This window comes from Sorangium sp. So ce128, assembly GCF_051525245.1.
Lineage (GTDB): Bacteria > Myxococcota_A > Polyangia > Polyangiales > Polyangiaceae > Sorangium > Sorangium cellulosum_B.
Map to the genome: position 1 here is coordinate 786166 of NZ_CP150313.1, position 25352 is coordinate 811517.

At 70.7% G+C, this 25352-nt stretch carries 20 protein-coding genes; 7 read left to right on the top strand and 13 right to left on the bottom strand.

The window, feature by feature from the left end; genetic code table 11:
- The first annotated feature begins 119 nt into the window (after window positions 1-119).
- Window positions 120-5750 carry a DNRLRE domain-containing protein gene (locus WME82_RS03125; RefSeq protein WP_438041611.1) on the top strand — a complete coding sequence of 1877 codons (5631 nt, stop codon included), beginning with the start codon at window positions 120-122 and terminating at the stop codon, window positions 5748-5750.
- Window positions 5751-5859: 109 nt separating this feature from the next.
- Window positions 5860-7530, top strand: a complete 1671-nt coding sequence (locus WME82_RS03130) for a VWA domain-containing protein (RefSeq protein ID WP_438041612.1) — start codon at window positions 5860-5862, stop codon at window positions 7528-7530.
- Between the two features lie 94 nt (window positions 7531-7624).
- On the opposite strand, the gene WME82_RS03135 is transcribed toward WME82_RS03130, so the two are convergent.
- The 6 genes from WME82_RS03135 to WME82_RS03160 form a co-directional block, all read right to left on the bottom strand.
- Window positions 7625-8623 carry an AraC family transcriptional regulator ligand-binding domain-containing protein gene (locus tag WME82_RS03135; RefSeq protein ID WP_438041613.1) on the bottom strand — a complete coding sequence of 333 codons (999 nt, stop codon included), beginning with the start codon at window positions 8621-8623 and terminating at the stop codon, window positions 7625-7627.
- A gap of 140 nt (window positions 8624-8763) precedes the next feature.
- The gene (locus WME82_RS03140) at window positions 8764-10155 is read right to left on the bottom strand and encodes a DUF1552 domain-containing protein (protein ID WP_438041614.1); all 1392 of its coding nucleotides are present in this window, start codon (window positions 10153-10155) and stop codon (window positions 8764-8766) included.
- Window positions 10152-11897 (bottom strand): DUF1592 domain-containing protein, encoded by a 1746-nt coding sequence (locus WME82_RS03145; RefSeq protein WP_438041615.1) that lies wholly within the window; start codon window positions 11895-11897, stop codon window positions 10152-10154. Before WME82_RS03145 ends, WME82_RS03140 begins: the two co-directional genes overlap by 4 nt.
- Before the next feature lie 162 nt (window positions 11898-12059).
- A complete protein-coding gene (locus tag WME82_RS03150; protein WP_438041616.1) occupies window positions 12060-12767 on the bottom strand; it encodes a hypothetical protein in 708 nt (235 codons plus the stop codon).
- Complete coding sequence (locus tag WME82_RS03155) at window positions 12764-13510, bottom strand: tetratricopeptide repeat protein (RefSeq protein WP_438041617.1); 747 nt, start codon at window positions 13508-13510, stop codon at window positions 12764-12766. The genes WME82_RS03150 and WME82_RS03155 overlap by 4 nt, the downstream gene beginning before the upstream one ends.
- The gene (locus WME82_RS03160; protein WP_437549309.1) at window positions 13510-14055 is read right to left on the bottom strand and encodes an RNA polymerase sigma factor; all 546 of its coding nucleotides are present in this window, start codon (window positions 14053-14055) and stop codon (window positions 13510-13512) included. Before WME82_RS03160 ends, WME82_RS03155 begins: the two co-directional genes overlap by 1 nt.
- Before the next feature lie 209 nt (window positions 14056-14264).
- Here WME82_RS03160 and WME82_RS03165 point away from each other — a divergent pair, with 209 nt between their 5' ends.
- Window positions 14265-15248, top strand: a complete 984-nt coding sequence (locus WME82_RS03165; RefSeq protein WP_438041618.1) for a hypothetical protein — start codon at window positions 14265-14267, stop codon at window positions 15246-15248.
- 342 nt (window positions 15249-15590) lie between these two features.
- Window positions 15591-16961 carry an aspartyl protease family protein gene (locus tag WME82_RS03170; RefSeq protein WP_438041619.1) on the top strand — a complete coding sequence of 457 codons (1371 nt, stop codon included), beginning with the start codon at window positions 15591-15593 and terminating at the stop codon, window positions 16959-16961.
- A 53-nt stretch (window positions 16962-17014) separates the two neighbouring features.
- Here WME82_RS03170 and WME82_RS03175 read toward each other — a convergent pair whose 3' ends face one another.
- The 4 genes from WME82_RS03175 to WME82_RS03190 form a co-directional block, all read right to left on the bottom strand.
- Window positions 17015-18793, bottom strand: coding sequence for a hypothetical protein (locus WME82_RS03175; RefSeq protein ID WP_438041620.1), 1779 nt, complete (start codon window positions 18791-18793; stop codon window positions 17015-17017).
- A 9-nt stretch (window positions 18794-18802) separates the two neighbouring features.
- Complete coding sequence (locus WME82_RS03180) at window positions 18803-19219, bottom strand: PAAR domain-containing protein (protein WP_438041621.1); 417 nt, start codon at window positions 19217-19219, stop codon at window positions 18803-18805.
- Between the two features lie 26 nt (window positions 19220-19245).
- Window positions 19246-20322 carry a hypothetical protein gene (locus WME82_RS03185; protein ID WP_438041622.1) on the bottom strand — a complete coding sequence of 359 codons (1077 nt, stop codon included), beginning with the start codon at window positions 20320-20322 and terminating at the stop codon, window positions 19246-19248.
- 324 nt (window positions 20323-20646) lie between these two features.
- Window positions 20647-20895 (bottom strand): peptidoglycan-binding domain-containing protein, encoded by a 249-nt coding sequence (locus WME82_RS03190; protein WP_438041623.1) that lies wholly within the window; start codon window positions 20893-20895, stop codon window positions 20647-20649.
- A gap of 132 nt (window positions 20896-21027) precedes the next feature.
- Between WME82_RS03190 and WME82_RS03195 the strand changes: the two genes are divergently transcribed.
- Window positions 21028-21303: a hypothetical protein gene (locus WME82_RS03195; protein WP_438041624.1), complete on the top strand. Its 276-nt coding sequence runs from the start codon at window positions 21028-21030 to the stop codon at window positions 21301-21303.
- 100 nt (window positions 21304-21403) lie between these two features.
- On the opposite strand, the gene WME82_RS03200 is transcribed toward WME82_RS03195, so the two are convergent.
- Complete coding sequence (locus WME82_RS03200; RefSeq protein ID WP_438041625.1) at window positions 21404-21664, bottom strand: hypothetical protein; 261 nt, start codon at window positions 21662-21664, stop codon at window positions 21404-21406.
- A 290-nt stretch (window positions 21665-21954) separates the two neighbouring features.
- Between WME82_RS03200 and WME82_RS03205 the strand changes: the two genes are divergently transcribed.
- Window positions 21955-22287 carry a hypothetical protein gene (locus WME82_RS03205; RefSeq protein ID WP_438041626.1) on the top strand — a complete coding sequence of 111 codons (333 nt, stop codon included), beginning with the start codon at window positions 21955-21957 and terminating at the stop codon, window positions 22285-22287.
- A gap of 79 nt (window positions 22288-22366) precedes the next feature.
- Entirely contained in the window at window positions 22367-23506 is a 1140-nt protein-coding gene (locus WME82_RS03210; RefSeq protein WP_438041627.1) for a D-alanine--D-alanine ligase family protein, read from the top strand.
- Between the two features lie 16 nt (window positions 23507-23522).
- Here WME82_RS03210 and WME82_RS03215 read toward each other — a convergent pair whose 3' ends face one another.
- Both WME82_RS03215 and WME82_RS03220 read right to left on the bottom strand, forming a co-directional pair.
- Window positions 23523-24617 (bottom strand): GHMP family kinase ATP-binding protein, encoded by a 1095-nt coding sequence (locus WME82_RS03215; protein ID WP_438041628.1) that lies wholly within the window; start codon window positions 24615-24617, stop codon window positions 23523-23525.
- Between the two features lie 160 nt (window positions 24618-24777).
- The gene (locus tag WME82_RS03220; protein WP_437744070.1) at window positions 24778-25281 is read right to left on the bottom strand and encodes a hypothetical protein; all 504 of its coding nucleotides are present in this window, start codon (window positions 25279-25281) and stop codon (window positions 24778-24780) included.
- Window positions 25282-25352 lie beyond the last annotated feature (71 nt).

Sequence of the window (25352 nt, forward strand, 5' to 3'; positions counted from 1 at the left end):
CAACGATGGGAGACCGCGAGCCGCTCCGCGAGCGGGCACGGCGGCCGACCGCGTCACGTCCGCTCATCTCGGCCGATCAGGCCGTCGGGGTTGATTCAATAATGACAGCTCTCAGGTCCATGCTGATACGTCAGCTCATCCAATCACGAGACGCCCTCGCGGATCCCAGGCGCGCGGGGCGCCTCCCGCTCCTCCTTTGCCTCGGCATCGTCGCATCGGCCTGCGCGGGCGGCGCCGACGAGCCGAGCGAGCCGAACGAGCCCATCGGAAGCGTGCAGCAAGCGCTCTGCTCCGCGGACGACGTGGGCTGCCAGAGCGGCGCACCGAGCTGGCCGAGGTGGTCTCAGCAGCCCGATCGGCCGGACGCCGTCTTCGAGGAGTTCGAGACCGGCTCGGGCGCCGCGAGCGCGTCGAGCAGCGCCAGCGCCAGCAGCGCGTCGAGCAGCGCCAGCAGCGCGAGCGGGGCCGGCGGAGGCTCAGGCTTCGAGTTCAAGCCCAAGGCGTGCGACCCGAACCTGCTCGGCAAGATGCCGGAGAACCCGAACCCGAAGGGCGCCGATCTCCAGAACATCACGACGAACTTCCACGTCCTGCAGTCGATGCAGCTCCTCTCGTCGATCGTCAACAAGACGGCCGAGGCCATCAACGCCGCCGACACGGAGACCATCGAGGACGCCGGCAAGGGGAGGTGCATCTGCACCCAGCAAGTGGTCGCCGGGTGCACGGACGTCATCCAGAAGAGCCAGACGACCTACGAGGAGTGCTCCGACTTCTGCGATCCGGCCACGACACCCACGAACACCTGCAGCATCGGCGTGCTCGTCTGGCTCTCCAACGACGTCCAGAAGACCCAGGCGGGCAAGGAGAAATGGGCCTTCAAGGTGGTCAAGTGGCTCGACAAGATGGCCGGCGAGATCTCCGACGGGCGCTTCGCCGATTTCCTGGAGCAGGCCGGCAGCGGGCTCGAGAACGCGACGGAGCTGCTCGCGAAGATCCAGTGTTATATCGACCTCTACACCGAGGGCTACCACCTCGGCAGCTACTCCGAGCAGCGGCCCGATCTGCACATGTGCATCCCCTGGGCCGGCCATGGCGCGTACGCCACGATGGTCGAGAGCGGCGACGGCAGGTGGGGCATCGGCGGCCGCTACACGTCGCACAACCTGAGCGAGGAGCGACGCGCCCAGATGCGCACCGGCGGCTTCGCCGTGACGGCGTTCGGCGAGACGCTGAGCATCCAGCCGGGGATGGAGTTCAACATGCAGCTCGACGGGTACAAGTGGTTCAACCGCGAGGCCCCGCTCGGCATGGCGGCCTTCGGCCACTCGGGCGGCGGCGGCCTCAGCCTCTCCGCGGCGAAGCGAAATGGGCTCTTCTACCTCGCGGACGGGGATCAGGTCGAATCGCTCGACACCGACGGCGACGGCCGGGTGGCTCCGCAGGAGTTCCTCATCGGGACCTACATGCCGTTCTCCTACACGGCGGACTACACGCCGACCGGCGCCCCGAGCCCGGCCACCTGGCCCAGGGGCGCGGCGGAGCCGGTCGAGGACTGGGAGGGGCGCTCCGCCGCCGTCATGGCCGCGGCGCTCAACCTCGATTTCCGGATGAAGCCGATCGAGAAGGAGCTGACGAAGATCCCCCTCCCGCCGGTCCCCGGCGCGTTCCTCATCCCGTACTTCCGGCTCGGCGCCGGGGTCGAGTGGTACGACGAGGCCTATTTCATGCGCAAGCGCCTGCAGGAGGCGCTCAACAAGCACACGAACCACAAGATCGGGGACGTCGATTTCGATCGCGACATGCACCCGTTCCAGGCGCCGGACGTGACCGGCGAGGCGGGGACGGAGGTCTCGGTGAAGCCGGAGATCGGCGCGAAGCTCTTCCTCGGCGTGCCGCTCGGCAAGCGGCTGAAGGTCGGCGTCGAGGCGAGCATCGGCTTCTCCGTGGATCTCAGGCCGAGCGGCTCCGGCGGCGTGGTCGATCTCAACACCTCGCTCGAGCGGGCGCTCGTGAACAGCAACCCGGACGAGAACCTCGAGTGCAAGCCCGTCTTCAACTACAAAGATCAGACGTACTGCTCGAACCGGCTCGTCGAGGAGTCCGAGCTGAACCTCGGCTGCTCCCCGCTCGACACCAACAACTCCTGCTGCCTCACCTTCGTCACCGGCGGCCGCGCCTGCATCGACGACTGGACGGGGATCACCGAGGAGTGGTGCGACTCTGGCAAGCTCTCGTACGAGCTGTTCGCCACCTTCATGAAGGAGAAGAAGGCAAAGCTGCTCAAGAGCGCCTTCCAGGCAGGCTTCACCGCCAAGTGGAACGCGAACAAGACCTGTGACGAGTGCGACAGCGACGGCACCTGCGTGACCGACGTGCGGAGCGACGATCTCCGCGACATCTCGGGCTGCCAGAAGCACGGCGTCTGCTGCCTCCCCGTGGCGTCGTCGCCCTTCGGCCTGGCCGGGTCGCGCGCCCTCACGAACGGCAGCTACGCGCAGGCCCGCTTCCTCCAGGCCGGCGACCTGGCCTATGACGCGGCCACGCGCATGCTCTACGTCGCGGATCGGACCGCCGTCCGCCGCATCGACCTGGCGAGCGGCGCGGTGACCACGATCGCGGGGTCGACCGCCTCGGGCACCGCCGACGGCGTGGGCACCGCGGCGCGGTTCAACACCCTCTCGGGCATCACGCTCCACGACGGTGCCCTCTACCTCGCGGATCGCGGCAGCCGCACGATCCGCAAGCTCACGCTGAGCAACAACCAGGTCACGACGGTCGCCGACCGCACGGTGGTCGGCACGCCGCGTGACGTGGCCGTGGTCGGAGGCCACCTGTACGTCACCGACAGCGCGAACCGCACGCTGATCTGGATCGATCTGGCGACGGGCGCGAACATCGCGGTCGCCGGCAAGGCGCCCCTGTCCGGGAACGCCGACGGCGTGGGGACGACCGCGCGCTTCGCCGAGCCGGCCGGCATCGTCGCCGACGGGCGCGGCAACCTCTACATCGCCGACGCGTTCAATCACTCGCTGCGCCGGTACGAGATCGCGACCTCGATGGTCACCACCGTGGCAGGCAACGGCGCCGCGGGGTCCGCGGACGGCGTCGGGACGGTCGCCCAGCTCACCTCGCCGCAGGCGCTCGCGATCGACGGCGCTGGCAGCGTGTTCATCGGCGAAGGCAACAGGCCTGGTCGGATCCGGCGCTTCGACCCGGCGCTCGGCGCCACGGCCACGGTCGCCGGCGCGCCTGGCACCGTATGGCAGGACGGCCTGGTCACGACGGCCGTCTTCGAGCTGCCCGGCGGCCTCGCCGTGCTGCCGTCGGGCGACATCTACGTGAGCGATACGCTGCCGTATACGGTCCGCAAGCTCGGGAGCAACTGCGACGCATCGGTCCCGGGAGCCGTCGTGTACGACGTCACGGAGTCCGAGTGCCCCGGCAACTTCGGCGCGTACCGCTGCGTGACCGAGACCCGGAGCGATGTCGTCGACTGGAGGGGCCCCGGCTGCCACCCGCTCCAGGCCGGCTTCCAGTCCGCGTGCGGCTGCACGTCGAACGCCGATTGCGCGAGCGGCGAGACCTGCGACGCCGTGAAGAAGCTGTGCACCGTGGGCGGCACGCCGGTCGCGTGCCTGTGCAGCGGGGAGCCGAACCCGAGCTGCGCGAGCGAGCCAGGCCGCACGTGCGTCGAGGGCGCGTGCACCCGCCGGTGCAACTACGATTCTTCCACCGCGGACACCGTCTGCGGCTACGGTCAGGTCTGCACGCCCGACGGCGCGTGCGCGCCGCAGGCCGGCGCCCAGTACGCCGAGCAGGTGATCTGGGGCCTCAGGAACCCCGAGGCGCCTGCCCACGCGATCGCCACCTACGGCATGAGCGAGATCGAGCTGATCGCCGCGCTCAACGCGGGCATCCACGTCGGCCTCGAGTTCAAGCTCTTCAAGAAGCCGAGGAAGTTCACGCTCTGGGACTGGCGCCGATCCTGGGATATCGGCTCGGTCGCCAAGGCCAAGTTCCAGCCAGGGCTCGAGGCGACGTACCAGTGGGACAGCACGTCGCTCGGCGAGGTGACGAACTACCAGGAGACGGAGGTGACCCGTTACGCGGCCATCACGTCGGAGACCGCCGACTTCCTCTCGTGGTGCAAGGACGAGATGCCGCTCCACGCGGAGGACCCGCTGCCCCCCACCACGGACGACGTGAAGGCCAGCGTGCAGGAGGTCATCGACTTCGGCTTCTCGCTGGGAGAGCAGGTATCCACGATGGAGAACCTCTGCATCGACGGCCGGCCCATGATGGACTGGCTGCAGGACAAGGACGCGCTCGCCGAGACGTTCGTGACCGGGACCTGCTCCTACGTCGGACCGGTGAGCGGCTTGCGTGGCAACCTCAATTTCCCGTGCCAGGAGGCGCACCTGTACCTGCTGATGCACTGGGGCTGCCTCGACACGCAGCGCTCCCCCGTCTCCAACCAGCTGCGGCTCGGCGACTTCAGCGGCGCCGTCGTCAACAACCCGACGCCCACGTTCGATCTGACCAAGATCCTGTACGACACGAGCAACGGGCTCGAGGCGTTCAACCTGATGCACCGCAGCGCCCTGGCCGAGACGTGGCTCGCCGAGGTGGAGGCGTGCTTCGACGACCACTCCGAGGACACCGTGCCTTGCACGTGCATCGACGACGCGGATTGCACGACGGGACCGGGGCAGACGTGCGTGAGCGGGACGTGTCAGGGCCCCGAGGACGACGTCATCCAGTGCTCCGTCGTGAAGAACGCGGGCGTGACCGTCGAGCGCTGCTGCGGCGACGGCGTGAAGCAGGCGTCCGAGCAGTGCGACGACGGCGACACGCAGAGCGGAGACGGCTGCTCGTCGAGCTGCCTCCTGGAGGCGAAGGGCGCGTGCTGCCGGTCCCAGACCTGCACCGATCTCGGCACGGGCGGTATCGGCTCCAGCGCGAGCTGCCGTGAGGCCGGCGGCTACTTCGTGAGCGGCTACAGCTGCGCGGAGATCGACGCCTGCGGGACCGCGCCGATCGGCTCGTGCACGGAGCCGGACGGCACCTGCCACACGCCGACCTACGAGGCCCAGTGCGACGCGGTGAGCGGCGTGTTCGTCGAAGGCGGCCGCTGCGAGAACGCGCCGGAGCGGCTGGAGATCCAGCCCGGCAGCGCCGGATTCGACGCGACCATCACCAGCCTGAGCTCGGGCGCCGGGACCAACAACGGGAATTCCCCGAACCTGACCGCGGGGCTGTGGACGTCCAGCGACGTCAAATACACGAACCGGAGCCTCTTCCGCTTCGATCTGTCGACCATCCCGGCGGGCTCCACGATCGAGCGGGCGCGCCTCAGCCTCTACGCCGATCCCGACGCGCGCCTCTACGGCCAGGGCACCTCGAACGGCCTCTCCCCGGGGCACGCGACGCTCGGCGGCTCCAACGCCTTCCTGCTCCAGCGCGTCACCTCGGCGTGGCAGGAGAACACCGTGAGCTGGGCCAACCAGCCCACGACCACGACGCTCAACGAGGTGCTCCTGCCGCAGAGCACGTCGGACGGTCAGGACTACGAGCGCGTCGACGTGACGGCGCTCGTGCGGGACATGCTGAGCGCGCCCGCGAACAACCACGGCTTCCTGATGCGGCTCCAGGACGAGGTGGCGAAGTGGCGGGAGGTCTCGTTCACGTCGAGCGATTACGCGACCGCCGCGCGGCGCCCCAAGCTCGAGGTGGTGTTCCGGAGGCCCTGAACGCCGGCGCGGTAGGGCGGGGCGCAGAGACGAAGATGCGCCCCGCTCTCGGCCTTTGGTTTTGATCGACACTCAAGAAGGATTGGAGCACATGAGAAGGTCATTCAGAATGTTCGCATGCGTCGCCGGCGGTCTCCTCCCGAGCGTGGCGGGGGTGTCCGCGGCGCTGGCCCAGGTCGCCCCGCTGGACACCAACCATGTGGTGATCATCGACCGGTCCGGCAGCATGTACGGCGACCGCATCGAGCTCGCGAAGAAGGCGGCCAAGATCTACTGGAACACGCTCGTATCGAGCAACGTGCCGGCGTCGCAGTCGTTCACGGAGCTGCTCGGCGTGGCGAGCTACTCCGACACCTCGTCGATCACGTACCCCATGACGGCGCTGCCGGCGTCCGGCCTGGACGCGGCGGTCGACGCGCTCGTCGCGGACGGCTCCACCTCGATCGGGGCCGGCCTGGAGGAGGCGCTCGACATGCTGATCGCCGAGAGCCCGACCAAGAACGCGCGCGAGTGCGTCATCCTGCTGTCCGACGGTCAGCACAACACGCCGCCTGCCCCGAGCGACTTCTACGCGGACTATTTCAGTCGCGTGGACGAGGTCCACTCGATCGCGCTCGGGTCCGGAGCGGACGAGGCGATGATGAGCGACATCGCGGCGAACTACGGGTTCTCGCCCGGGCTCTACCTGCGCGCCGACAGCGACACCGCGATCGACCAGCTCGAGCTGATCGGCGCGTTCAACCGCATGGCGAACGACTGTCGCGACGGCGGCATGATCGACCAGGGGCTGACGGAGATCCCGCCTCCGTCGCCTCCGTCGCTGCAGTCGTTCGCGTGCGCGGACACGCTGGTCTCGGCGGCGCAGATCGTGGATTTCACGATGATCTTCGTCGGGGCGGCCGCGCCGGAGGTCTACTTGCTTCCCCCGTGGGACCAGATGTCCCAGATCACCGAGGCGAACTTCGCCGCGTCTGGCTCCGACCTGACCTTCTTCTCGGCGGAGAACTTCAAGCGCTTCTCCCTGAACCTGACGGAGGCGTACGAGGAGGGGTCCTGGCAGTTCTGCGCCGTCAACACCTCGGATCAGCCCATCTACGTCTACTCCGCGGTATCGACCCTGGCCGACACGATCTCGCTCCGGGTCACGCCGAGCACGCTGAACGTCGGGGCGGCGCCGCTCATCGTGGAGGCCGAGGTGAGCCACCTGGGCAGCCCGGTCCTGGGCGCCGCGGTCAGCGCGGAGATGACCGGTCCGAGCGGCGCGGTCACGCCGCTGTCGTTCCATGACGACGGCGCCGCCGCGCACGGCGACACGGCGGCCAACGACGGCGTCTACTCGCTGAAGGTCGGCCAGTTCGCCGAGGCGGGGAGCCACGATATCACGGTGTTCGCGGACCACGCCGGCAGCGCCACCGTCCCGATGTTCACGCGGCAGCACACGTTCGGGTTCTACAAGAACCCCGCGCCCCCCTGCCAGAGCCTCGGGCCGATGAGCACGGCGATCGTCGCGTCGGTCGACGGGACAGCGTGCTTCCAGATCGATCGGGCGAGCCTCCCGACGGGCTGGACGCCGGCGACGCTGACGCTGCAGATGAGCCCGACGGACGGCGTCCCGCTGAACGGCGTCAGCGTGTCGGTCAACGGCGGGGCGCCCCAGAACGCCCCGGCGAACAGCTGGTCCGCGACGACCACGATCCCGTTCCCGGGCACCGCGAACGACGTTGTCTATCAGGTGAGCACGACGAGCAACAGGCAGCTCCGGATTCAATGGTATCCGTGACGCCGCGCGACGGTCTCGGCGCGGTGCGCCGCTGACTCGTCATGGACCGCGCGCGCGGGGCCCCTGCCTTTCGGGACCGCCGGTGAGCTTCGGCTCACCGGCGGCGCAGCGCGCGGGACACGGAGCGCGTGCTCGCATAGCCGAGCCCGGCGGCGAGCGCGCGCCTCGTGGGGTTGGACGAGGCCAGGTAGCGGTTCGCCAGCTCGGTTCGCGCTTCCATCAAGAGGGCGCGGTGCGACGTGCCCTGCTCTCGCAGCAGCCGCTGGACCGTCCGCGAGCTCACGCCGAGGTGCTCGGCGACGCGATCGATGTTCGGGTTGCCCTGGGCGATGCAGATGTGGAGGGCCTGTCGCGCGTCGTCGACGAAGCTCGACGGAGCGTCGGCGGCGGCCACCGGCGCCCCGCCGGCCTTGCCGAGCGCCTGGAGCCGCGCCGCCGCGCAGTCCTCGAGGATCTCGCAGAGGCGCGGCTCGGCGGAATGGAAGGGCAGCTCCAGGAGATCGCGATCGAAGACCAGCTCGTCGTAGGGGGCATCGAACTCGACCCGCGCGTCGAAGACGCGCTCGTACTCGCCTGCGACGCGCTCGCGGCGGTGCCGGAAGCGCACCGCCAGCGGGCGGATGTGCTCGCCCGAGAACGCCCGCGTCCGGAGCACCATCAAGCTGACGATGAGGTCCGCGACGGCGGGCACGCCGTCCGGCGAGACGTGGCGGAAATGCGCGCGGCGACCGGTCACCTGGAGGCTCAGGACGCCCGCATCGGCGACCAGCGGAGCGAAGCGGACGACGCGGTCCAGCGCTGCGCCGAAGCTGCTGCTGCTCCGTGTGAGATAGTCCAGGAGGTCGAGCGAGCCGACCTCGAGCTGCTCCGCGGCGTGCAGTCCGAGTAGAGGATTACCGCTCAATTGCTCGGCGGAGGACCAGATCTTCCGCGCTGCGCTCAGGGAGATTGGCAACCCGCGCTGGCGGAGCGCTCCCGGCGGGAGCGTGGCGTCGCGCAGGACCGCGTCGATCGGAAGCCCGAGCTTGGGCGCTGCGGAGAGAAGGAGCAGGACGAAGTCAGAGAACGCGGACTGAGCTGGCGCCTGGACCAAGGTTCCTCACAAGCTAAATGTGTCGGAGCGTAGTGGCCGAAGCCGCCCAGGGCAACCCGGATCCTGGCGCGGGGCGCCTGCCCGCCCGGCGCCGCTCGCGCGGTGCGCGGCGCGCGCGGCCGCGTCCGCGTCCCCAAGCGTCAGGCCAGGAGGCCCGGCAGCGGCCCGGTGCACACGCCGGGAATGCCGAAGGTGGTCACGTCGTCGAGGCCCATCGCGTTGCATACCGACACGAGCAGGTTGTTGTGCGGCAGGTCGGCGTATTTCATGTAACGGCCCATCTTGAAGTAGCCGCCCGCGCCGCCCGCGAGCACCCAGGGGATATCCTTGTACGTGTGCGTGTTGCCGACGCCGAGCTCGTTGCCCCAGAGCAGCAGGGTGTTGTCCAGCACCGAGCTGCCGTCCACTTCCTTCGCGAGCGCCAGCTGATCCAGCACGTATTTCACCTGCTCGCTGTGCCAGACGTTGATCTTCACGAGCTTCTCGTTCGCGACCGCATCGTTGTCGCCGGCGTGGGAGAGCTCGTGGTGCTCCTCGTTCACCCCGATCCAGGGATAGTACTGCCAGCTATCGGCGTTGGCCCACATGAACGTGGAGACGCGGGTCATGCCGCAGATGTGCGCGAGCAGCATCAGGTCGGTCTGCAGCCGGCCGACCTTCGGATAGTTCTCCATCGCTCGCGTGTCGAACTTCTCTGGCATCATGAGCGGCGTGCACGAGACCGCCGAGCTTTGTAGCCGCTGCTCGATGTTGCGAATGCCGCCGAGGTGCGCCTCGAGCCGCGCCTTGTCCTCGGAGCTGACACGCGCCTTCAGGCGGCCGATATCGTCCTTGAGGAAGTCCAGCACGCTCTGGCGCTCGGCGATCAGCTGCTGCAGCTCCGTTTCGGAGAGATCCGCGTTGGCGAAGATGCGCGAATACATCTGGAATGGATCGTCGACGGCCGTGTTCGGCTGGTTCGGACCGCGGTACGAGATCACGCGGAGCGGCTCCTGCCCCTCGATGCGCACGCCGAACTCGAGCGACGGGAACTGGCTGCTCTCGCCGATGCGACTCGCGATGTGCTGATCGACCGAGATGCGATCCGCCCAGCCGGCAGGGCCGCCCGCGCCCGTGAAGCTGCCGGCGAGCAGGGAGCCGCCCGTGAGCATCGCGCCGGGGCCCTTCATGTGGGGGCCGCCGGGTTTGTTCTCGCTCGGGACGCCGAGCTCGTCCTCGACCGTCGAGTTCATGTGCACGCCCTTGAGCACAAGCATCCTCTGCTTGTGCTCCTCGAGCGGCGCCAGGATCGGGCCGAGCGAGAGCGGCGCCTCGTGCGCGTCCCCTGCCGGAAAGAACGCCGACGGCACGGTGCCGTTCGCCGAGAAGATGCCGATGAAGCGCCTGGCGCCCGGCTGCTTCGCGTCCTGTCCAAACACCGTGGCGCTCCGCCAGACGGGGCTCGTGAGCGCGACGGTCAGGGCGCCGAGCCCGCCCAGCAGCTTGCGGCGGCTGATCTGGGTGCGGAGGTCGATAGGGCCTCTTCGGTTCATGGCATCTCCTTCGTGTGCGCGTCGATCGCGCGGCGGAAGAGGAAGGCGTCCGTCTCCACGACGGCGCGGGGAAGCGCGTTCAGATCCTGGCCGGCGGCCTTGAAGCTCTCGAGCAAGCTCTCCATCGAGCAACCATCCATGTCCTGTTCGAAGCGGGCGATCGCGAAGCGGAACCACTGGCGCGCCACGCACTCTTCCACCTCGGCGCTGCCCGCGAGCCTCTCGCCGAGCTCCGCCACGCCCTCGAACTCGCCGTCCATGTCGCGGGTGGCGATGACCTTGCCGCTCGCGTCGACCGGCTCGCCGCCGTCGAGCTCGCGGTAGCGGCCGATCGCGTCGTAGTGCTCGAAGCCGAAGCCGATCGGATCGAGCAGCTGGTGGCAGCCGACGCAGCTCGGGTCCACCTCGTGCTGCGACAGCCGCTCTCGGGTCGAGCTGCTCGGGTCGACCTCGGGCGGCTTGGGGATGTTGGCCGGCGGGGCCGGTAGCTGCTGGCAGAGCAGCGCCTCGCGCACGAACTTCCCTCGGTAGATCGGCGAGCTCTCCGCGGGCTTCGCCTGGATGGCGAGCAGCGCCGGGAGCGTCAGGATACCCGAGGTGGCGCCGTCCGTGCGCTTCAGCGCCTGGAAGGACTCGTCGCCGGTGACGCCGTAGTACCCGCCGAGATCCTTGTTGTAGAAGACCGTCGTCGAGGTGAGGAGCGCGCTCAGCTTGCCTCCCTCGTCGTCGAGCACATGGTCGAAGAAGGCGTCGGCCTGCCCGCGCAGCGACTCACGGAACGACCGCGATTGCCACTCGGGGAAGGCGTCCGCGTCCTTCACCACGCTGTTCAGGCCGTTCAGGTGCGTCCAGCTGCCGAGGAAGCGATGGACCAGCTTCTGGCCGCGCTCGTCCTCGAGCATCCAGTCGAGCTGCGCCGCGACGCCCTCCTTCGTGATCAGGCTGCCGTCTTCGATGGCCTCGTTCAGCCTGGCGTCCGGCAGGGTGCCCCACAGCATGTAGGAGAGGCGAGCGGCCACCTCGTGCGGAGAGAGCTTCACGGCGCGCTCGCTCACCTTCTCCGAGGTGCCGATCTCGACGCGGTAGAGGAAGCGCGGCGACTGCAGCATGCCGCGGAGCAGGAGCTCGACCCCGTGCTCGTAGCTCGTCTCCGCGCCGACGTCGAAGAGCTGAAGGTGTCGCTCGATGTCCGCCGCGTCCGTGATCGGCGCGCGGTAGGCGCGGGCGCCGAAGCCCACGACCAGCCGGCGCGCGCACTCGCTCGGCTCGGCGCCGGCCTCGCAAGGCGCGATCTCGTCGAGCGCCGCCGGATTGCCGGCGACGGCCGCGGCGATGACGTCCGCCGCGGCCTGGAAATGCTCGAGCTCGACCTGCGTCACGTCCGGCTGCAAGAGGCCGAACGCCGACGCCTCGATCGCGGGGCCGAGCGCCGCATCCAGGCCGGGCACGTCGCCGACGAGGTCGCGCACGGTGTTCAGGTACTGCTCCCGCGAGAGCAGCCGCATCGGCGAAGGCCCAGGATCGATGGTGCTCGCGTCGCACTTCAATGGCTCGCCCGGGCCCGCCGACCCCGAGCCCGAGCCTCCGCTGCTCGAGCTGCCGCTCGTGCCGTTCGTGCCCTCCGCCGGCGATGTGCCGTCTTCGCTGCCCAGGTTGCCGATGCACGCCGACAGCGCGAGCGCCGCGGCGAGCAGGCCCACGCTTCCGTGAGACTTGAATTGTTCAATCGATGATGTAGTCATTCAGGGCTCCGCTCGAGGCTGCTGGCTACTCCGGCTCGGTGGGGAGACCTGCTCGGGCGCGATCACCTTTTTCGTCGTCGAAGCGTGGAGACGTTTCGATTGGTACGAAGAGGTGGGTCTACGGTCGCCGAGCTCCGACCCGATGGCGGGAGCGCCGCCGGCTCACGGTCCTTCGATGCTGCAGCACACCGCGCAATCGTAGGCTTCGAGCAATTCGCGCCCGGCGCACGGGACGTCGCCGCACGCGGTTCCCTTCAAGGCGCCGCAGCTCGGGAGGCATTCCCCTTCGACCTCGATCGAATGCGGCGGATCGCAGGGCGTGTCGTTGCCCGGGGGCTCGTCGCCGTCCGGCGTGAAGTACAGCCGATCCAGCCCGACGCCCTCGACGGCGTTCGCGAGGACGAGCTCGTGCGCTCCGGCCGAGAGGGGGAAGCGGAGCGGCTCGCCATAGCGCGTGTCGTCGTGGAGATCGTCCCAGAACCAGATGTCGCCGACGCTGATGCGCCAGAGGTACCAGGGGCCGCTGTCCACCTGGAACCAGAAGCGGTTGTTGAGGGCGCTCGGAGCGTGGATCCGCCCCCAGATCACGTACTCTGCCCCGCTCGGCGCCTCGAAGCGGTAGCGAGCTCGCGCGAGCCCCGGCGCCTCGTCCGAGGGCACCCCGGCAGGGGCCGCGATGAAGCGGCCCTCGGAAGCGCGGCTGTCTTCACCGACGGTGAAGCCGTCGCTCAGCTCTCCGAGCTCCGCCTCGATATAAGACGATCCGGACACGACCGGCGCCCAGGCTCCGACCGAGGTGATCTCCGCATCACACCCGGAGGCCGCAAGGCAGCCGAACGCCATGATGCGAGCGGCCGAGCAGCGCTTCACGGCTGATCCAGGAACCGCCTTAGCTTCGCGCTGTGGGGGCTCTTGGGATACTGCTTGACGAAGGCCTGAGCCCGCCGCTTCGCCTCCTGCGCGTTGCCGCGCGCGGCCAGCACGTCGATGGCGAGCACCTCGCGCTCCTGCCGGAGCACGCCGTTCGGGAACTGCGCGCGCAGGCGCTCGAGGAGCGCCGTGGCTCCCGCCACGTCTCCGGAGCGCAGCTTGGCGCGCGCTTCCGTGAGCAGCGCGCTCTCCGCGCGCAACAGATCGGTCTCCGTCGGCTTCGGCCCGCTCGGCCTCCGGGTCGGCTCTTCCGCGGTGGGACCATCGAGCGGCGGCTCCGGAAGTGCCTTGGGCTCCTCCGGAGGCGCCACAGGGGTCTGCGGCACCTCCGCGGGCGCGCGCTCCGGGGCCGCCGCGCGGGGCGGCGCAGGCGGCTCGTCCGGGGAGGAGAGGGCCCAGTACCCTCCGCCGAGCACCAGGCCCCCGCCCACGAGCACCGCCGCTGCCTTGACCGAGAGCGCCGACGGCAACAGCGAACCGACGCCAGCCTTCGTGGCAGCGGCGGCGCTGGCGCCGGCCGTGGCGCCGACGGCCGTCCCAGCCGCCAGCTGGCCCGCGATGCCGCGCCATGCGCGCTCCTTCGCGCCCTCGGGCGGACCCACGTGGCGCACGCTTCCCAGGAGCTCCCGCTCGAGCGGGTCAGCCGCGCTCTTGATGCTCAGCAGCCGTTCAGGATCCCCCATCACACGGCCTCCTTTCGGCTCGTGTCCTGTGCCAGCGCGAGGCGCTTGACCTCTCGCGAGAAGGTCTCGCGCGCCAGGCGGAGGCGCGAGCGCACGGTGCCCACGGAAATACCCAGCAGGTCCGCGATCTCCTGGCCCGACTTCTCCTCGAGCTCGAACAGGACGAACACGAGGCGCTGCGGCTCCGGCAGCTTGTTCAAGATGGCCTCGGCCGCCTGCGCGCGCTGCCGCGACTCCGCGCTCAGCGCGAGCTCCTCGGACGCGCCGCCGTAGAGGTCCATCTCCGCGGCGTCCGTCGTGACCTCGCGCCGGAACCGCGCGGAGCGCCGGTAGTCGCTCGCAACACGCTGGCAGATGCCGAAGAGCCATGTCGTGAGGAGCGATCGACCCTCGAACTCGGGGAGCTTGAAATGCGCGGTCAAGAACACCTTCTGCGCCAGGTCGAGCACGTCCGCCTCGCGCACCCCGAGGCGCCTGAGCGAGCACCAGACGAAGTTGAAGTGCGCGTCGTAGAGGGCTCGAAACTCGGGGTCCGGTGTGCTCATGCCGTGACGTCCCGGTGACCTGTCAGCGAACGAGACGAGCAGACGCCGCCAGATCGAGCGCGGAATTGTGCAGGGACGATACCACTCGGTCCCCTAGTGGGGACGCCGGCTCGAGACGATCACAAATAAATGCGCGTGCACCGCGCGGCGGTTACCCTCGCGTCGTCCCGATGCGGAGGCGTCGCGCTTTTCCCATGGTTCTTGGTGCGATGCTGGCGGCTTCGGGGACCGCCACGGCACAGACCGAGCCGTTCCTGAGCGTGACGCGCGGCGCTGGCGCCGAGAGCTGCCCGGACGCGGCGCGCCTCATCGAGCGCGTCGAGCAGCTGCGCGGCCGGCCGGAGACGGGTGCGAGCGACTCTTACCTCGTCGACTTCACCCGGGATACTGACGGCTTCCGCGCGTCCATCCGCAGCGGGAGCGGCGCGCGCGAGCTGCGCGATCGCAGCCGCAGCTGCGCCGGGCTCGAGCAGGCGACCGCGGTGACGCTCGCGCTGCTGCTCGACTCCGACGCGCGGGAGCCGTCGGCGCAAGCTCCCGAGGCCGACGGGGGAGCCGAGCTGGCGCCTGCCCCCGAAGCGGCGGCGCCTTCGCCCAGCGTCTCGGCGGAGCGGCCGCCGGTCGCGCGGCCCGCGCCAGCGGGCGCCGGCAGCGGCGAGCGCGAGGCGTCGACGTCCGGACGTGGCGCCACGCGGCTCACGCTGGCGGCGGGCGCTGCCGGCCTGTTCGGCGTGGTGCGCCCGTTCGCGCCGGCGCTCTCCGCGGAGCTCGGCATCGGCGGTGCGCGATTTCGAGCGGCGATCGGCGCGCTCTGGCTCGTCCCGCAGACGCTGGAGCTCGGGCCGGGCGAGCTCCGCGAGACGATGCTCGGCGGCGCCGTGCGCGCCTGCTTCGCGGCCGCGGGCGTCGGGGTCCTGCGCTTCGACGTGTGCTCCGGCGTTCACGCTGGCCGGCTGAAGGTGGCGGCGAGCGGCTTCACGCGGAACGACGCCGTCGAGACGACGTGGCTGGCGGTGCCCATCGAGCTGTCGCTGGCGAGCCTGGCAGGTCCGCTCGGCTTCGACGTCGGCGCCGCCGCGCTGGTGCCGCTCCGGCGCAACGATTTCTCGGTGGATGGCGTCGGGGTCGCGTACAGGTCGCCGCCGGTCGGCGCGCTGGTGTCGCTCCGCGGCGTCGGCAGCTGGATGCTGTAGGCGTCTATCTCGAGCGGCGAGCGCGTCGGTGCGCTCCTCCTCCGCCGAAATCCACTGCGCCCGAAGACGCGCGCCCCCTCGGCGCAGGGCGCGCCAGGGCGGTTCATGGGGTGCGGATCGACGCGCCCACCTCGACGTCTTTGCCGGCGCCGGCGGCCCCGACTTCGAGCATGAATTCGGTGCCCACCAGCAGCTCACCGTCCGGGCCCACCCGGAGACACTGAATCGTGCCCGACCTACCGGGCGCCGACGCGCTCCATCGCCCGTCCGCGTCACGGCGCATCAGCACCGAGCGCCGTCGCTACGCTCGGAGGGACCGACTTCCCCCTGCAATGCTAGCCTATGAGGGTGACGTACCGCACGCGTATCGAGGAAGGCCCGCGCTGCCGCTTTCATGCTCTCGCCCCCTCGACGGAGGAGTGCGCGCGCTGCGGCGCTCCCGTCTGCCACGTGTGCGTCTCCTTCTCCGCTTCCCACGGGATCGCCTGCCCTGACTGCGAGCGCGCGATCCGGCACGGTCGCGCGCTCAGGAGCGCGGGCGTCACGGCGGTCTTGCTCGCGGCGCTGGGCGGCGTCGCGGCGGCGTACATCCACGCTGCCGCGGCCGTGCGGATACCGCCGGAGGGCCTCGCCGCGACCGAGCGCGCGCTGGAGGCGAACCCCTGTGAGGAGGACCTGATGCTCACGATGGCCGAGCTCCTCCGTCGCGCCAATCGCGATCGCGAGGTGATCGAGCGCGGCGAGGCGTTCCTCGCGGCGTGCGGCCACGAGCCCAGGGTGCTCTGGAGGATCCGCGCCGCCCACAACCGCCGCGGAGAGTACTCCGGGGCGGAGCGCGCGGCGACGCGGCTGCTCGAGCAGAACCCGGCCGACGGGGACGCCTTTTGCGGGCGCGCCGAGTCGCGGGAGCGCCAGGGGATGCTCGAGGAGGCGGCCGCCGACTACGAGCAATGCATCGCGCTCCGCCCGCACCAGCGGGGGGCGCCCGTCCACCTGGCGCGCGTCTATCAGGATCTCCGCCGCCCGTGCGACAGCATCGCGCCGCTCGTCCAGCTCCTCCATTACAATGCCGATGAAGGGACGCGGCTCGTGGGGTGGTCTGGCTTCACCGTGACGGAGATGGCGAGCCAGCTCGCCACCTCGGCCGACTGCCAGCATCTCGCCGTCACCGGACAGGCGCTCTTGCCGCGCGGGGAAGACCGCCTGGCTCGAGGCGAAGCAGCGATCGACGGCAAGGAAAAGGGCGTCTTCGTCGTCGATGCGATGGTGAGCCACGTGCTTGTACAGAGGGCGTTCGCGGACCGGATCGGCCTTTCCGCCGGGCCGCGTGTGCTGCGGGTGTGGACGCCGAGCGGCCTTCAGGAGGCGAAGCTCGCCGTCGCCGGCCGGCTGGAGGTGGAAGGCGCCTCCGCCCCGAGCGTGAAGCTCGCGATCGTGGAGGACCTCCCCGGCGTGGCGGGCGTGCTGGGGACGTCGTTCCTGCTCCGGTTCCGCGAGCAGTCGACCGAGAAGGGAACCACGCTCTCGCCGCCGTCGACCGGCGCGGCGCCGTGGACCGAGGAGACGGCGATCGCTGCGGCAGCGGGCGATGAGAACGAGGCGGCAGCAGCGGATGATGGCGGGGCGGCGGCAGCGGACCACGCCGCGGCGGCGGCGAAGGCAGGCGACGAGGAGGTGGCGAAGGCCCATGAGGGGCTCGCGCCGGCTCGATGAGCCGCTCCGTGTCGCGGAGCAGCGGGCGAGCCCGATGGCGAGATCGAGGTGGATTACCCCGCAGGCCTACCGCGCTTCGCGAAGTGCGCATGGCACTGGCGGAACATCTCCTGCCATCGTGCGTACTCCGTCGGTCGCTCGCGGAGCCGCTCCTTCCAGGTTGCATCGACCGCTGACCGCTTCTCGGCGGAGCTCAGCCCGTATCGCCGGAAGATCTCCTCGGCCGCATCAGGGAACAGGGACAGCTCGGCGCAGAGCGCGGCGTACTGGGCGAGCGGCAGGACGATGTCGATCGGCTCGGCGAGGGGCGCTGGACCGCTCGTGCCAGCTTTGCTGGACGGCGAGGGGGACGGCGGCGTCGTGGAGCTCTGGGAGGTGGCTCCGGTCACCGCCGCCTGCACGCTCGCGGTTTGCCTCAACAGCTCACGGGGGATCTCGAGGCTCAGCGACGTCTCTCCGAGCTGCGCCGGAGCCTGCGGAGCCCGTTTCGATGAGGCCGGCGCTCCGGCAGGCCTCGACGGAGCCGTTTCGGCAAAGGGAATCGCCGGGCTTCGCGGCAGCGCCTGCACCGGTGATGTCACCGCGGCCTCCCGATGTGCCCGTGGCCGCTGCGGCTGGGCTGTCGGCGTGGGTGGCCGAGGAGCCGCCGATGCTCCGGGCGCGAACGGCAGAGCTGGGCCGCGGGGGACGTCCACGAGCGGCCCGGTCTCTGCGACCACGGGTGGCGGGGGCTTCGCTGCCGCCGACACGGTGGGCCGCGGGAATGGCAGCGCTGCTCGCCGTGGAATGTCGGGCAGGGGCGCCGTGCCGGTGAGCGACTCCGCAGCGCGCGGAGGCTTCGGTTCGGCCCTCACGATCGCGATCTCGCCTTGCGCGGGCATGAAGGGGACCACCGCGGCTCGGGGCACGTCCAGCAGGGGTCCCGTGCCCTGCAGCGCGTTCGGGGTCGCCGCCCCACCGGCAGACGGCGCGGACGGCGCAGACAAGACGGCGAGCGGTGCGATCGAGCCCTCGACGTCAGCGACGTCCCGCGCCCGGGCGAGGAGCATCCCCAGCCGGTGCGCGTGGTGCGCCTCCAGCCGCTCGAAGTCCTTCGCCAGCACCGCATCGCGCCCCAGCACCGCCCGCCACCCCCGATGAAGCGCGGCGAGCGCCGCCTCGTCCCCCAAGCCGTGGCGCCGCAACACCCCTTCGCGCTGCTGGGGCAGTGCCTCGAGCTCCGCGCACAGCGCCGCGTACTCGGCCAGGCCCAGACCGGGCTCGCTGGGCATCACCGCCGCGGTGGGATCGTTGGTGGGCGCGTTCGCCGCTCCCCGTGCGTCAGCCACCCTCGACGGCCTCAGCACACGGGAGCCGACCCGGAGCGGTCCAAGCTTCCCGGGTTTCGCACGAAGCTCCACGAGGATCTCGCCGAGCTTCGGGTCCTCCTCCACGCGCCGCGCCCAGCGGCGGCGGAGCCGGGAGACGTCGTTCATGCCCAGGTCGTTCCCCTGCAGCAGCTCGAACGGCGCCGGATGCGCCTCGAAGGCAGCGAGGAAGCTCGCCCAGGCGGCCGCGTCCTCCGCGAGCGGCTCGACCGAGCGCTCCAGCCAGTCCTCCGCCAGCCCCAGCTCCAGCTCGTACGCCGCAAGCAGCTCCGGCTCGGCGACCAGCCGCTGCTTCCAGGCGAGATCGGCCCGCGCGAACGCACGCGGCGTCAGCCCCTCGACTGCGAGCACGTCCGCAAGCGCGAACCCCTCGGTCACCGCCGCCGTAACGGCCGCAACCTGCGCCAGCGAGACCCCTCCGCTCGCTTCCTGCGCTCCCGATGCGGGCTTCGTGGCTGCCGCCATCCCCTGCCCCTAATCGCCGACCAGCACGGTGCCGGACGCGAGCACCCATCCGTTCGGCGCGTCGGCCGGGTCGTTGCAGGTCAGCGCCGGATCGCCGAGGTGCGCGGCCGGCTTGTTGTTGATCAGCACCGTCTTGCTGCCCGCCTGGATCCGAGCCTGGTTCGACGGAGGACGCTGAAAGGCACCTCCATTGGGCAGGTGCGCGGGCGCATTCGCGGCGGTGCTCCCCTGGACCGCGGCCGGCTTGCCCTCGACGAGGACATCCGCACTCAGCTCGCCGGACAGGTCCCCGCTGAACGGCATCGGCGTCGGCGTTGGCACAGGCCCACCGGGCGAGGGCACCATCACCAGGTGCGTGTCGACGCCGATGACCTTGTCGCCTTGCTTCGCGGCGGGCTTTCCTGGCTTGGGGGGCTGCGATCGCATCGTTCCTCCGTGCACTCGCGTGGCGGCTACCGTTGCGTCGTGTTGGCGCCAGGCGCGGCCTCGGCCAAGCGGTGGGAGTGGAAGAGAGCGACCCGGAGATCCTTCCCATGCTCCCCGTGGAAGCCAACGACCCAGATGTCCGAGAGCGACCGCGCCGCGATGCTCGCCGGGATGTACGCGGCCTTCACCGCCGCATCGACGGGCATCGGCATCCGCACCCAGGCGCCGCCTCGCGGGAGAGCCCACACCTCCTGCACCTCGCGCGCTTCGGAATCGCCTGGCGGCGTGCCGACGATCACCAGCGTGCCATCCTCGCCGCGGTCGGCATCCAGGATGACCTCAACCGGCGGGGCAGGCATCTCCGCCACGGAGGTTCCGTCGAAGCGGAGGAGCAGAGGCAGCCATGAGATATCCTCAGGAGGAGGGCCGTACCGCGGCACCTCGCCGAGCACGTGATTGCCGACGACGTAAACGTCGGTCGGTGTGTTTCCGAGCAGATGGCTGTAGTACAGCTCGAACTTCCGCTTTTTACGCTGGATCTCGGGCGGCAGTGGGAGGAGAATCTCGGTCCTGTTCGGAGGCCCCGGTCGGGCCAGGACGAGCCGGACCGGAACTGGTTCGCCTTCCTTCATTGCAGCGTGCGCCTCGATCGCCAGCACGTCTCCCGAGGGCCAGCCCCGCGCCGCGGTTATCCCGTACTTCTTATCGTTCGTCGCCTTGTACGAAGGACGCGGCACGGGTTGCCCAGGGCAATCGAGCACCTCCTCGTGTGCCGTCCAGGCGTCGGTGGCGTCCTCCTTGTCCACGAGCAAGCCGACCAGGCACCCTCGGCCTTGATCCCACAGGCCCTGGTAGAGGTCATCGGAGTAGTCGCCTTCTGGTACCTGGTGGACCATCTTCCAGCGAGTACCTCCGAGGCGGAACACTCTCTCCTGATAGAAGGGATAGGTCCGGCTCGAGTTGTCCGCGGTGCGCAAGACCATCCACACCGCATCCGGCCAGCGCCCGACGAGGGTTCTCACCTCTCCCTCTGGTACGGAGGACTCCATAGGCAGACCTTCGACTATCTCTGCCGTCGACCCTACATGATCGCCATCGATCAATGCAAAGGAGGTGCCGTTGCGCTCCAGCAGGATCTGGCCGCCTTCCAGGGACCACAGACGGGCCGTACGGCCTGGGAGATCAGCGACCTTGTCAAACGAACTCTCTGGTCGCGGGGAAGATGGCCCCGCGGCGCCCGGTGCACGCTGCGCGACGTCTCCGACGCGCGCGGGGGTACCAGGCGCAGCGCTCCCTGGCCGGCAGGAAATAAGGGAACATGCCACGATGACAGCGGCTAGACGAGCCCCGTTCTCGGATCTCGGCGAACGCATGGGTTGAGTTCCTTCTTCGTGGATTCATGCCGCAGCATCAAATCATCGGTCCGGTCAATGCCCGTGCGCCGCCTCGAGCCGCCCGTGCGTCTCGTCGTCGAGGATGCCAGTGGGCTCAAGGCCCTGATCGCGCTGGAACGCCTTGATCGCAGCGACCTCCGCTCGCTCGGTCTGGCCCTCGGTGATCCGGTAGTAGCCGAGGTTCTTCAGCCGCAGCCGGATCCCGTGCGGCGTGTCCATGGGCGGCAGGTCGCCGAGCTTCAGCCGCCACTTCAGCGTCGGCTCCTTGGCGTCTGCGCGCACCTGGTCGAGTCACGCGGCCCCACTCTGCCGACGGCACATCGGCTGGATCGCGCACGTGAGGGCGATGATGTTTTCCTCGAGCTCGCTCGGTGGCGTCGGACACCTCGCCTCGACCTGCGCCGATACTCGCGCGTGACCGACATCGAGCCGTTCCTCAGCGACCGAAAGGCCGAGCAGGAGAGCCTTGGCCCGGGAGCGGCTCACCGCGAGGCCTCCGGGCTACAGCTCCTGTGGATGACCGAGGAGCCGGGCGATCTGGGGCTCCCGCGCCCGATCGAGAGCACGCTCGGCGTATGGTTTCAGCGCGAGATCGAGCAGATGGTGGAGAGTGAGCAACGCAGGATGCACGAGATCGTGCTCCAGCTCGGCAAGATGCGCGAGCGGCGCCGGAAATCGACCGGAGCCTAGCGTCGGCGCGGTGCCCATTCCGCCCCGTGGGCGGCCGAACGACCGATGCGTGATCCTTTCCTCGTCGGCTCCTCCTCCGTCGAGAAGGCGGCGCGCCCCATCACATCGTTTCAATCGACTTGAGCATCTCCGGGACGAAGTGGAGTCTCGGTCGGAGCAGCCTGTCGCGGCGCCCGGGCTGTCGGACCTGGAGCATGGCGCCGGTCGCGGAGCTGTTCGAGGCATCCAGCAGATCGTCGGTGAACGTATAACTATAATTCTCTTGCTTGGTCGGTGTCTTGTCCTCCGCAGCGGCCTCGGGGATCGAGACGCCGAGAAACAGCAGCGTGGCCGTGACTGAAATAAGCGATCGCGACTCCATCATGCCTCCTCGCCTTTATCGGACACGCGCGAGGACCGCGCATTGGGACTCTTTTTGCCGGGCTCGCTGTCGCGTCGCGGAGCTCGCTGGGGCGGCCGCGGCTTTAGCGCGAGGAGCTCCCTGCTCGGGGCGCCCGCTCCTGGGGCACGCTCCATCCATGGGGACGATGCACCCCTGCGTTCCGTGCCGACAGTCGCGCTCGATGTCGTTGCGGAGGACTCTCCGGACGGACCGCCGATCCGGTGATAACGCAGGTGACATCGCTCTCCTTCCGCGTAGAATCGGGCTCGATGCTCACCTGCAGTCGAAGGAGCACGACGGGCGGCCTCATCGTTGCGGTCGTCGCGGCGCTGGCCGTTGTCGTCCCCGCCGGAGCGGCGGGCGCGAGCGAGGAGACGCCGGCAAAGGTGGCGAACGGCATCGCCGTCGGCGCTCAGCTGGAGGCGCTCGCGGACGTCAAGGTCGCGCGCGCCGAGGTCGCCCGGGGCTCCAGGGTGAGCGTGGCCAGGCTGATCGAGCGCCAGGGCCAGCTCACCGCCGTCGACGTCGAGCTCGCCGACGGCCACATCGCGCGCGTGGCGATGACAACGGTCCGCAAGTCGTTCCGCGTCCTCTCCGAGTAGCCGTCTTCTTCGAGTCGCTCGCGTCGCTCGAGCCGCCGGCTTCTTCACCCCCGCGCGCGATCGCGGCTAGGGTGCCGCCATGCGGAACCCTGCCAAGGTGCGCGTCGCCGTCCTCTTCGGCGGCCGCTCGGCCGAGCACGAGATCTCCCTCCTGTCCGCCCGCTTCGTCGTCGAGGCGCTCGACCGCGACCGCTTCGAGCCGGTGCTCATCGGCATCGACAAGTCCGGCCGCTGGCTGCTCCAGGAAGAGGCGCTGCTCCTCGGCGCGGCGCGCGACCCCCGCCTCGCCCGGCTGAACGAGGCGATGCCGGAGATCGCCCTCGACGCCCACCCCGGGCCCGCGGGCGAGGCCACGCTGACCGTGCCGGGCGGCGCGCGCTCCCCGATCGACGTCGTCTTCCCCGTCCTGCACGGGCCCACCGGGGAGGACGGCTGCGTCCAGGGCCTCCTCGAGCTCGCCGGCGTCCCGTACGTCGGCTCCGGCGTGCTCGGCTCCGCCGTGGGGATGGACAAGGACGTGATGAAGCGCCTGCTCCGCGAGGCGGAGATCCCGATCGTCCCCCACGTCACGCTCCGCCGGGCCGCGTGGGACCGCGATCGCGGCGCGTGCATCGAGCAGATCGCCGCCCTCTCCGCCGGCGGCGCCGGCTTCGGGCCGATCTTCGTCAAGCCCGCGAACCTCGGGTCGTCCGTCGGGGTCCGGCGCGTCAAGGCGCGCTCCGAGATCGAGGCGGCCGTCGAGCACGCCTTCGAGTTCGACCTGAAGATCGTCTGCGAGCAGGGCATCGAGGGGGTGCGCGAGATCGAGTGCTCCGTGCTCGGCGACGACGACCCCATCGCCTCCGTGCCCGGCGAGATCGTGGTCGGGCACGCCGACGGCTTCTACTCCTACGCCGCGAAGTACATCGACGCCGACGGCGCCACGATCCGGATCCCGGCCGACCTCTCCCCGGCCGAGGCGAACGCCGTGCAGCTGGTTGCGCTCCGCGCGTTCCGCGCGCTGGAGGCGTCGGGGATGGCCCGCGTCGACCTCTTCCTCTCGCCCGATCGCGCGCTCTACGTGAACGAGATCAACACCATCCCCGGCTTCACGGCGATCTCGATGTACCCGAAGCTCTGGGAGGCGAGCGGCATCCCCGCGCGCGCGCTGATCGAGCGCCTCATCGGGCTCGCGCTCGAGCGCGGCGCGCGCAAGGCCCGCCTCAGGACGAGCGCCTAGCGCCGCGCGGCCCGCGTCAGCCCGCGTCGAGCCGCACGCCGGGGGCGCCGAGCGCGGGGCGCCGCACGAGGCGCGGGCCGAGCGCCTCGAGGATGCGCGCGTGGCGCTCGGCGGGCGCCCACACGAGGATGTGCCCGCCGCCGCCTGCGCCGCACACCCGGAGGACCTCGACCCCGAGGCCGTCGAGCCGCCGCTCCAGGGAAAGCGCGAGCGCGCTCGCCGCCCTCGAGAGGCGCACCTTCGCGGCCGCGCCCCGGCGCATGCCCGAGAGCACCAGCGAGAGCGAGCCGATCTCGAAGCCGCGCGCGACCTCGCCGGCCGCCGCCACGAGCTCGCCCTTCGCGTCGCACGCCGAGCCGGAGTCCATCCGATCCAGCACCTCGCCCGACACGCGCCGCACCTCCGTGTCCACGAGCAGCAGCCCCGCCGAGAGCGCGGGCACGAGGTCCGGGCAGCCGATCGCGAGCGGCCGCACCCCCGAGCAGCCGCCGGCGTCGAAGGCGAGATCGAGCAGCCCCCCGAACGCCGCGAACACCTGATCCTGCGCGCCGCACGCGTTGCACAGGCGCTCGCGCTCGATCGCGACCGCCTCGCGCGCCAGAGCCTCCGGCGCCACGGCCTCTCCGAGCGAGGCGCGCAGCGCGAACAGCGCCGCCACCGCCACCGACGCGCTGCCGCCCAGGCCGGCCCCGGGCGACGTCTCGCTCTCGACCCGCAGGGCGACCCCGTCGCCCACGCCCGCCGCGGAGAGCGTCGCCTCGACCAGGCGGAACGCGAGATCGTCGCGCGGAGGATCCGCGCGGCGCCGCAGGAGGACGCGCGCCCCTCCGGCGCCGCCGGCGCCCTCGGTCGGGCGCGGCTCCGCCCGCCCCTCGCCGCGCGCGGCGAGCTCGAGCCGCACCCAGCCTCGATCGAACGGCTCGACGATCACGCGCACGCGCAGATCGATCGCGGCGCCCACGACGCGCCCGCCGTCCTGTCGGGCGATGCCGGGCAGGTCGCTGCCACCCCCGGCGAAGGAGACGCGCATCGGCGCGCTCGAGGCCGCGCGCCACAGCGGGCTTCGCAGCGTTCGCGGCGCGGAGAGGGAGCCGGCGCAGGGGGTGCTCATGCTGTCCTTCGGCGCGAGCGCGACCCGCCGGGACGCGAGCCCGCCCCAGGGACCGAGGCGGAGCGCCCCGCGGCGGCACCCGGTGCAGGGAGCAGGCCATCGATGGAGCGCCCGGCGTGCACGCTCCCGCTCAGTCTCGCTCAGTCCCGCTCGGTTCCGCTCAGTTCAGGTCCTTGCTCGCGGGCTCGCTCCGCGGCGAGGGCTGCGCGCGGGCCGCGTCGAGGATCCGGTCGATCACCCTGAGCCCGGCCGCGAACATGTCCCGCTCAGCGCGCTCGCCGCCGGCGTGCACCTCGGCCGCCTTCTCCCGGAGGGCGAGCGCGTCGCGGCGGACGACCGGGAGGCGGGCCGCGCCCGCCGCCTCGGCGATGCACCCGGCGAGATCGTAGATGAGGAACGCGTCCTCCTCGCTGATCCGGGCCTCCGTACGGCGCCCCTCGGCGCGGGCGCGCGCCGGAGATCCGGAAGCGCGATCCCCCCGGGCGTGCGGCGCGACCTCCCGATCGTCGTCGTCCCCGATCGAGCCCGAGGAGACGCGGTCGAGCAGGCTGGTCAGCTCGACCCGGTAGGCGGCGAGGACCAGCGCGCAGAGCGCCCCGCGATCGCGCAGCGAGAAGAGGATCAGCTCGAGGAGCCGGTCGGACCGGGTCGCGCAGTTTTGCATCGCTGCCTTGTACGGCGTCCGCCCACGTGACCTCAATCCAGAACGCCACCGCCCGCGGCGGATCCGCCCTC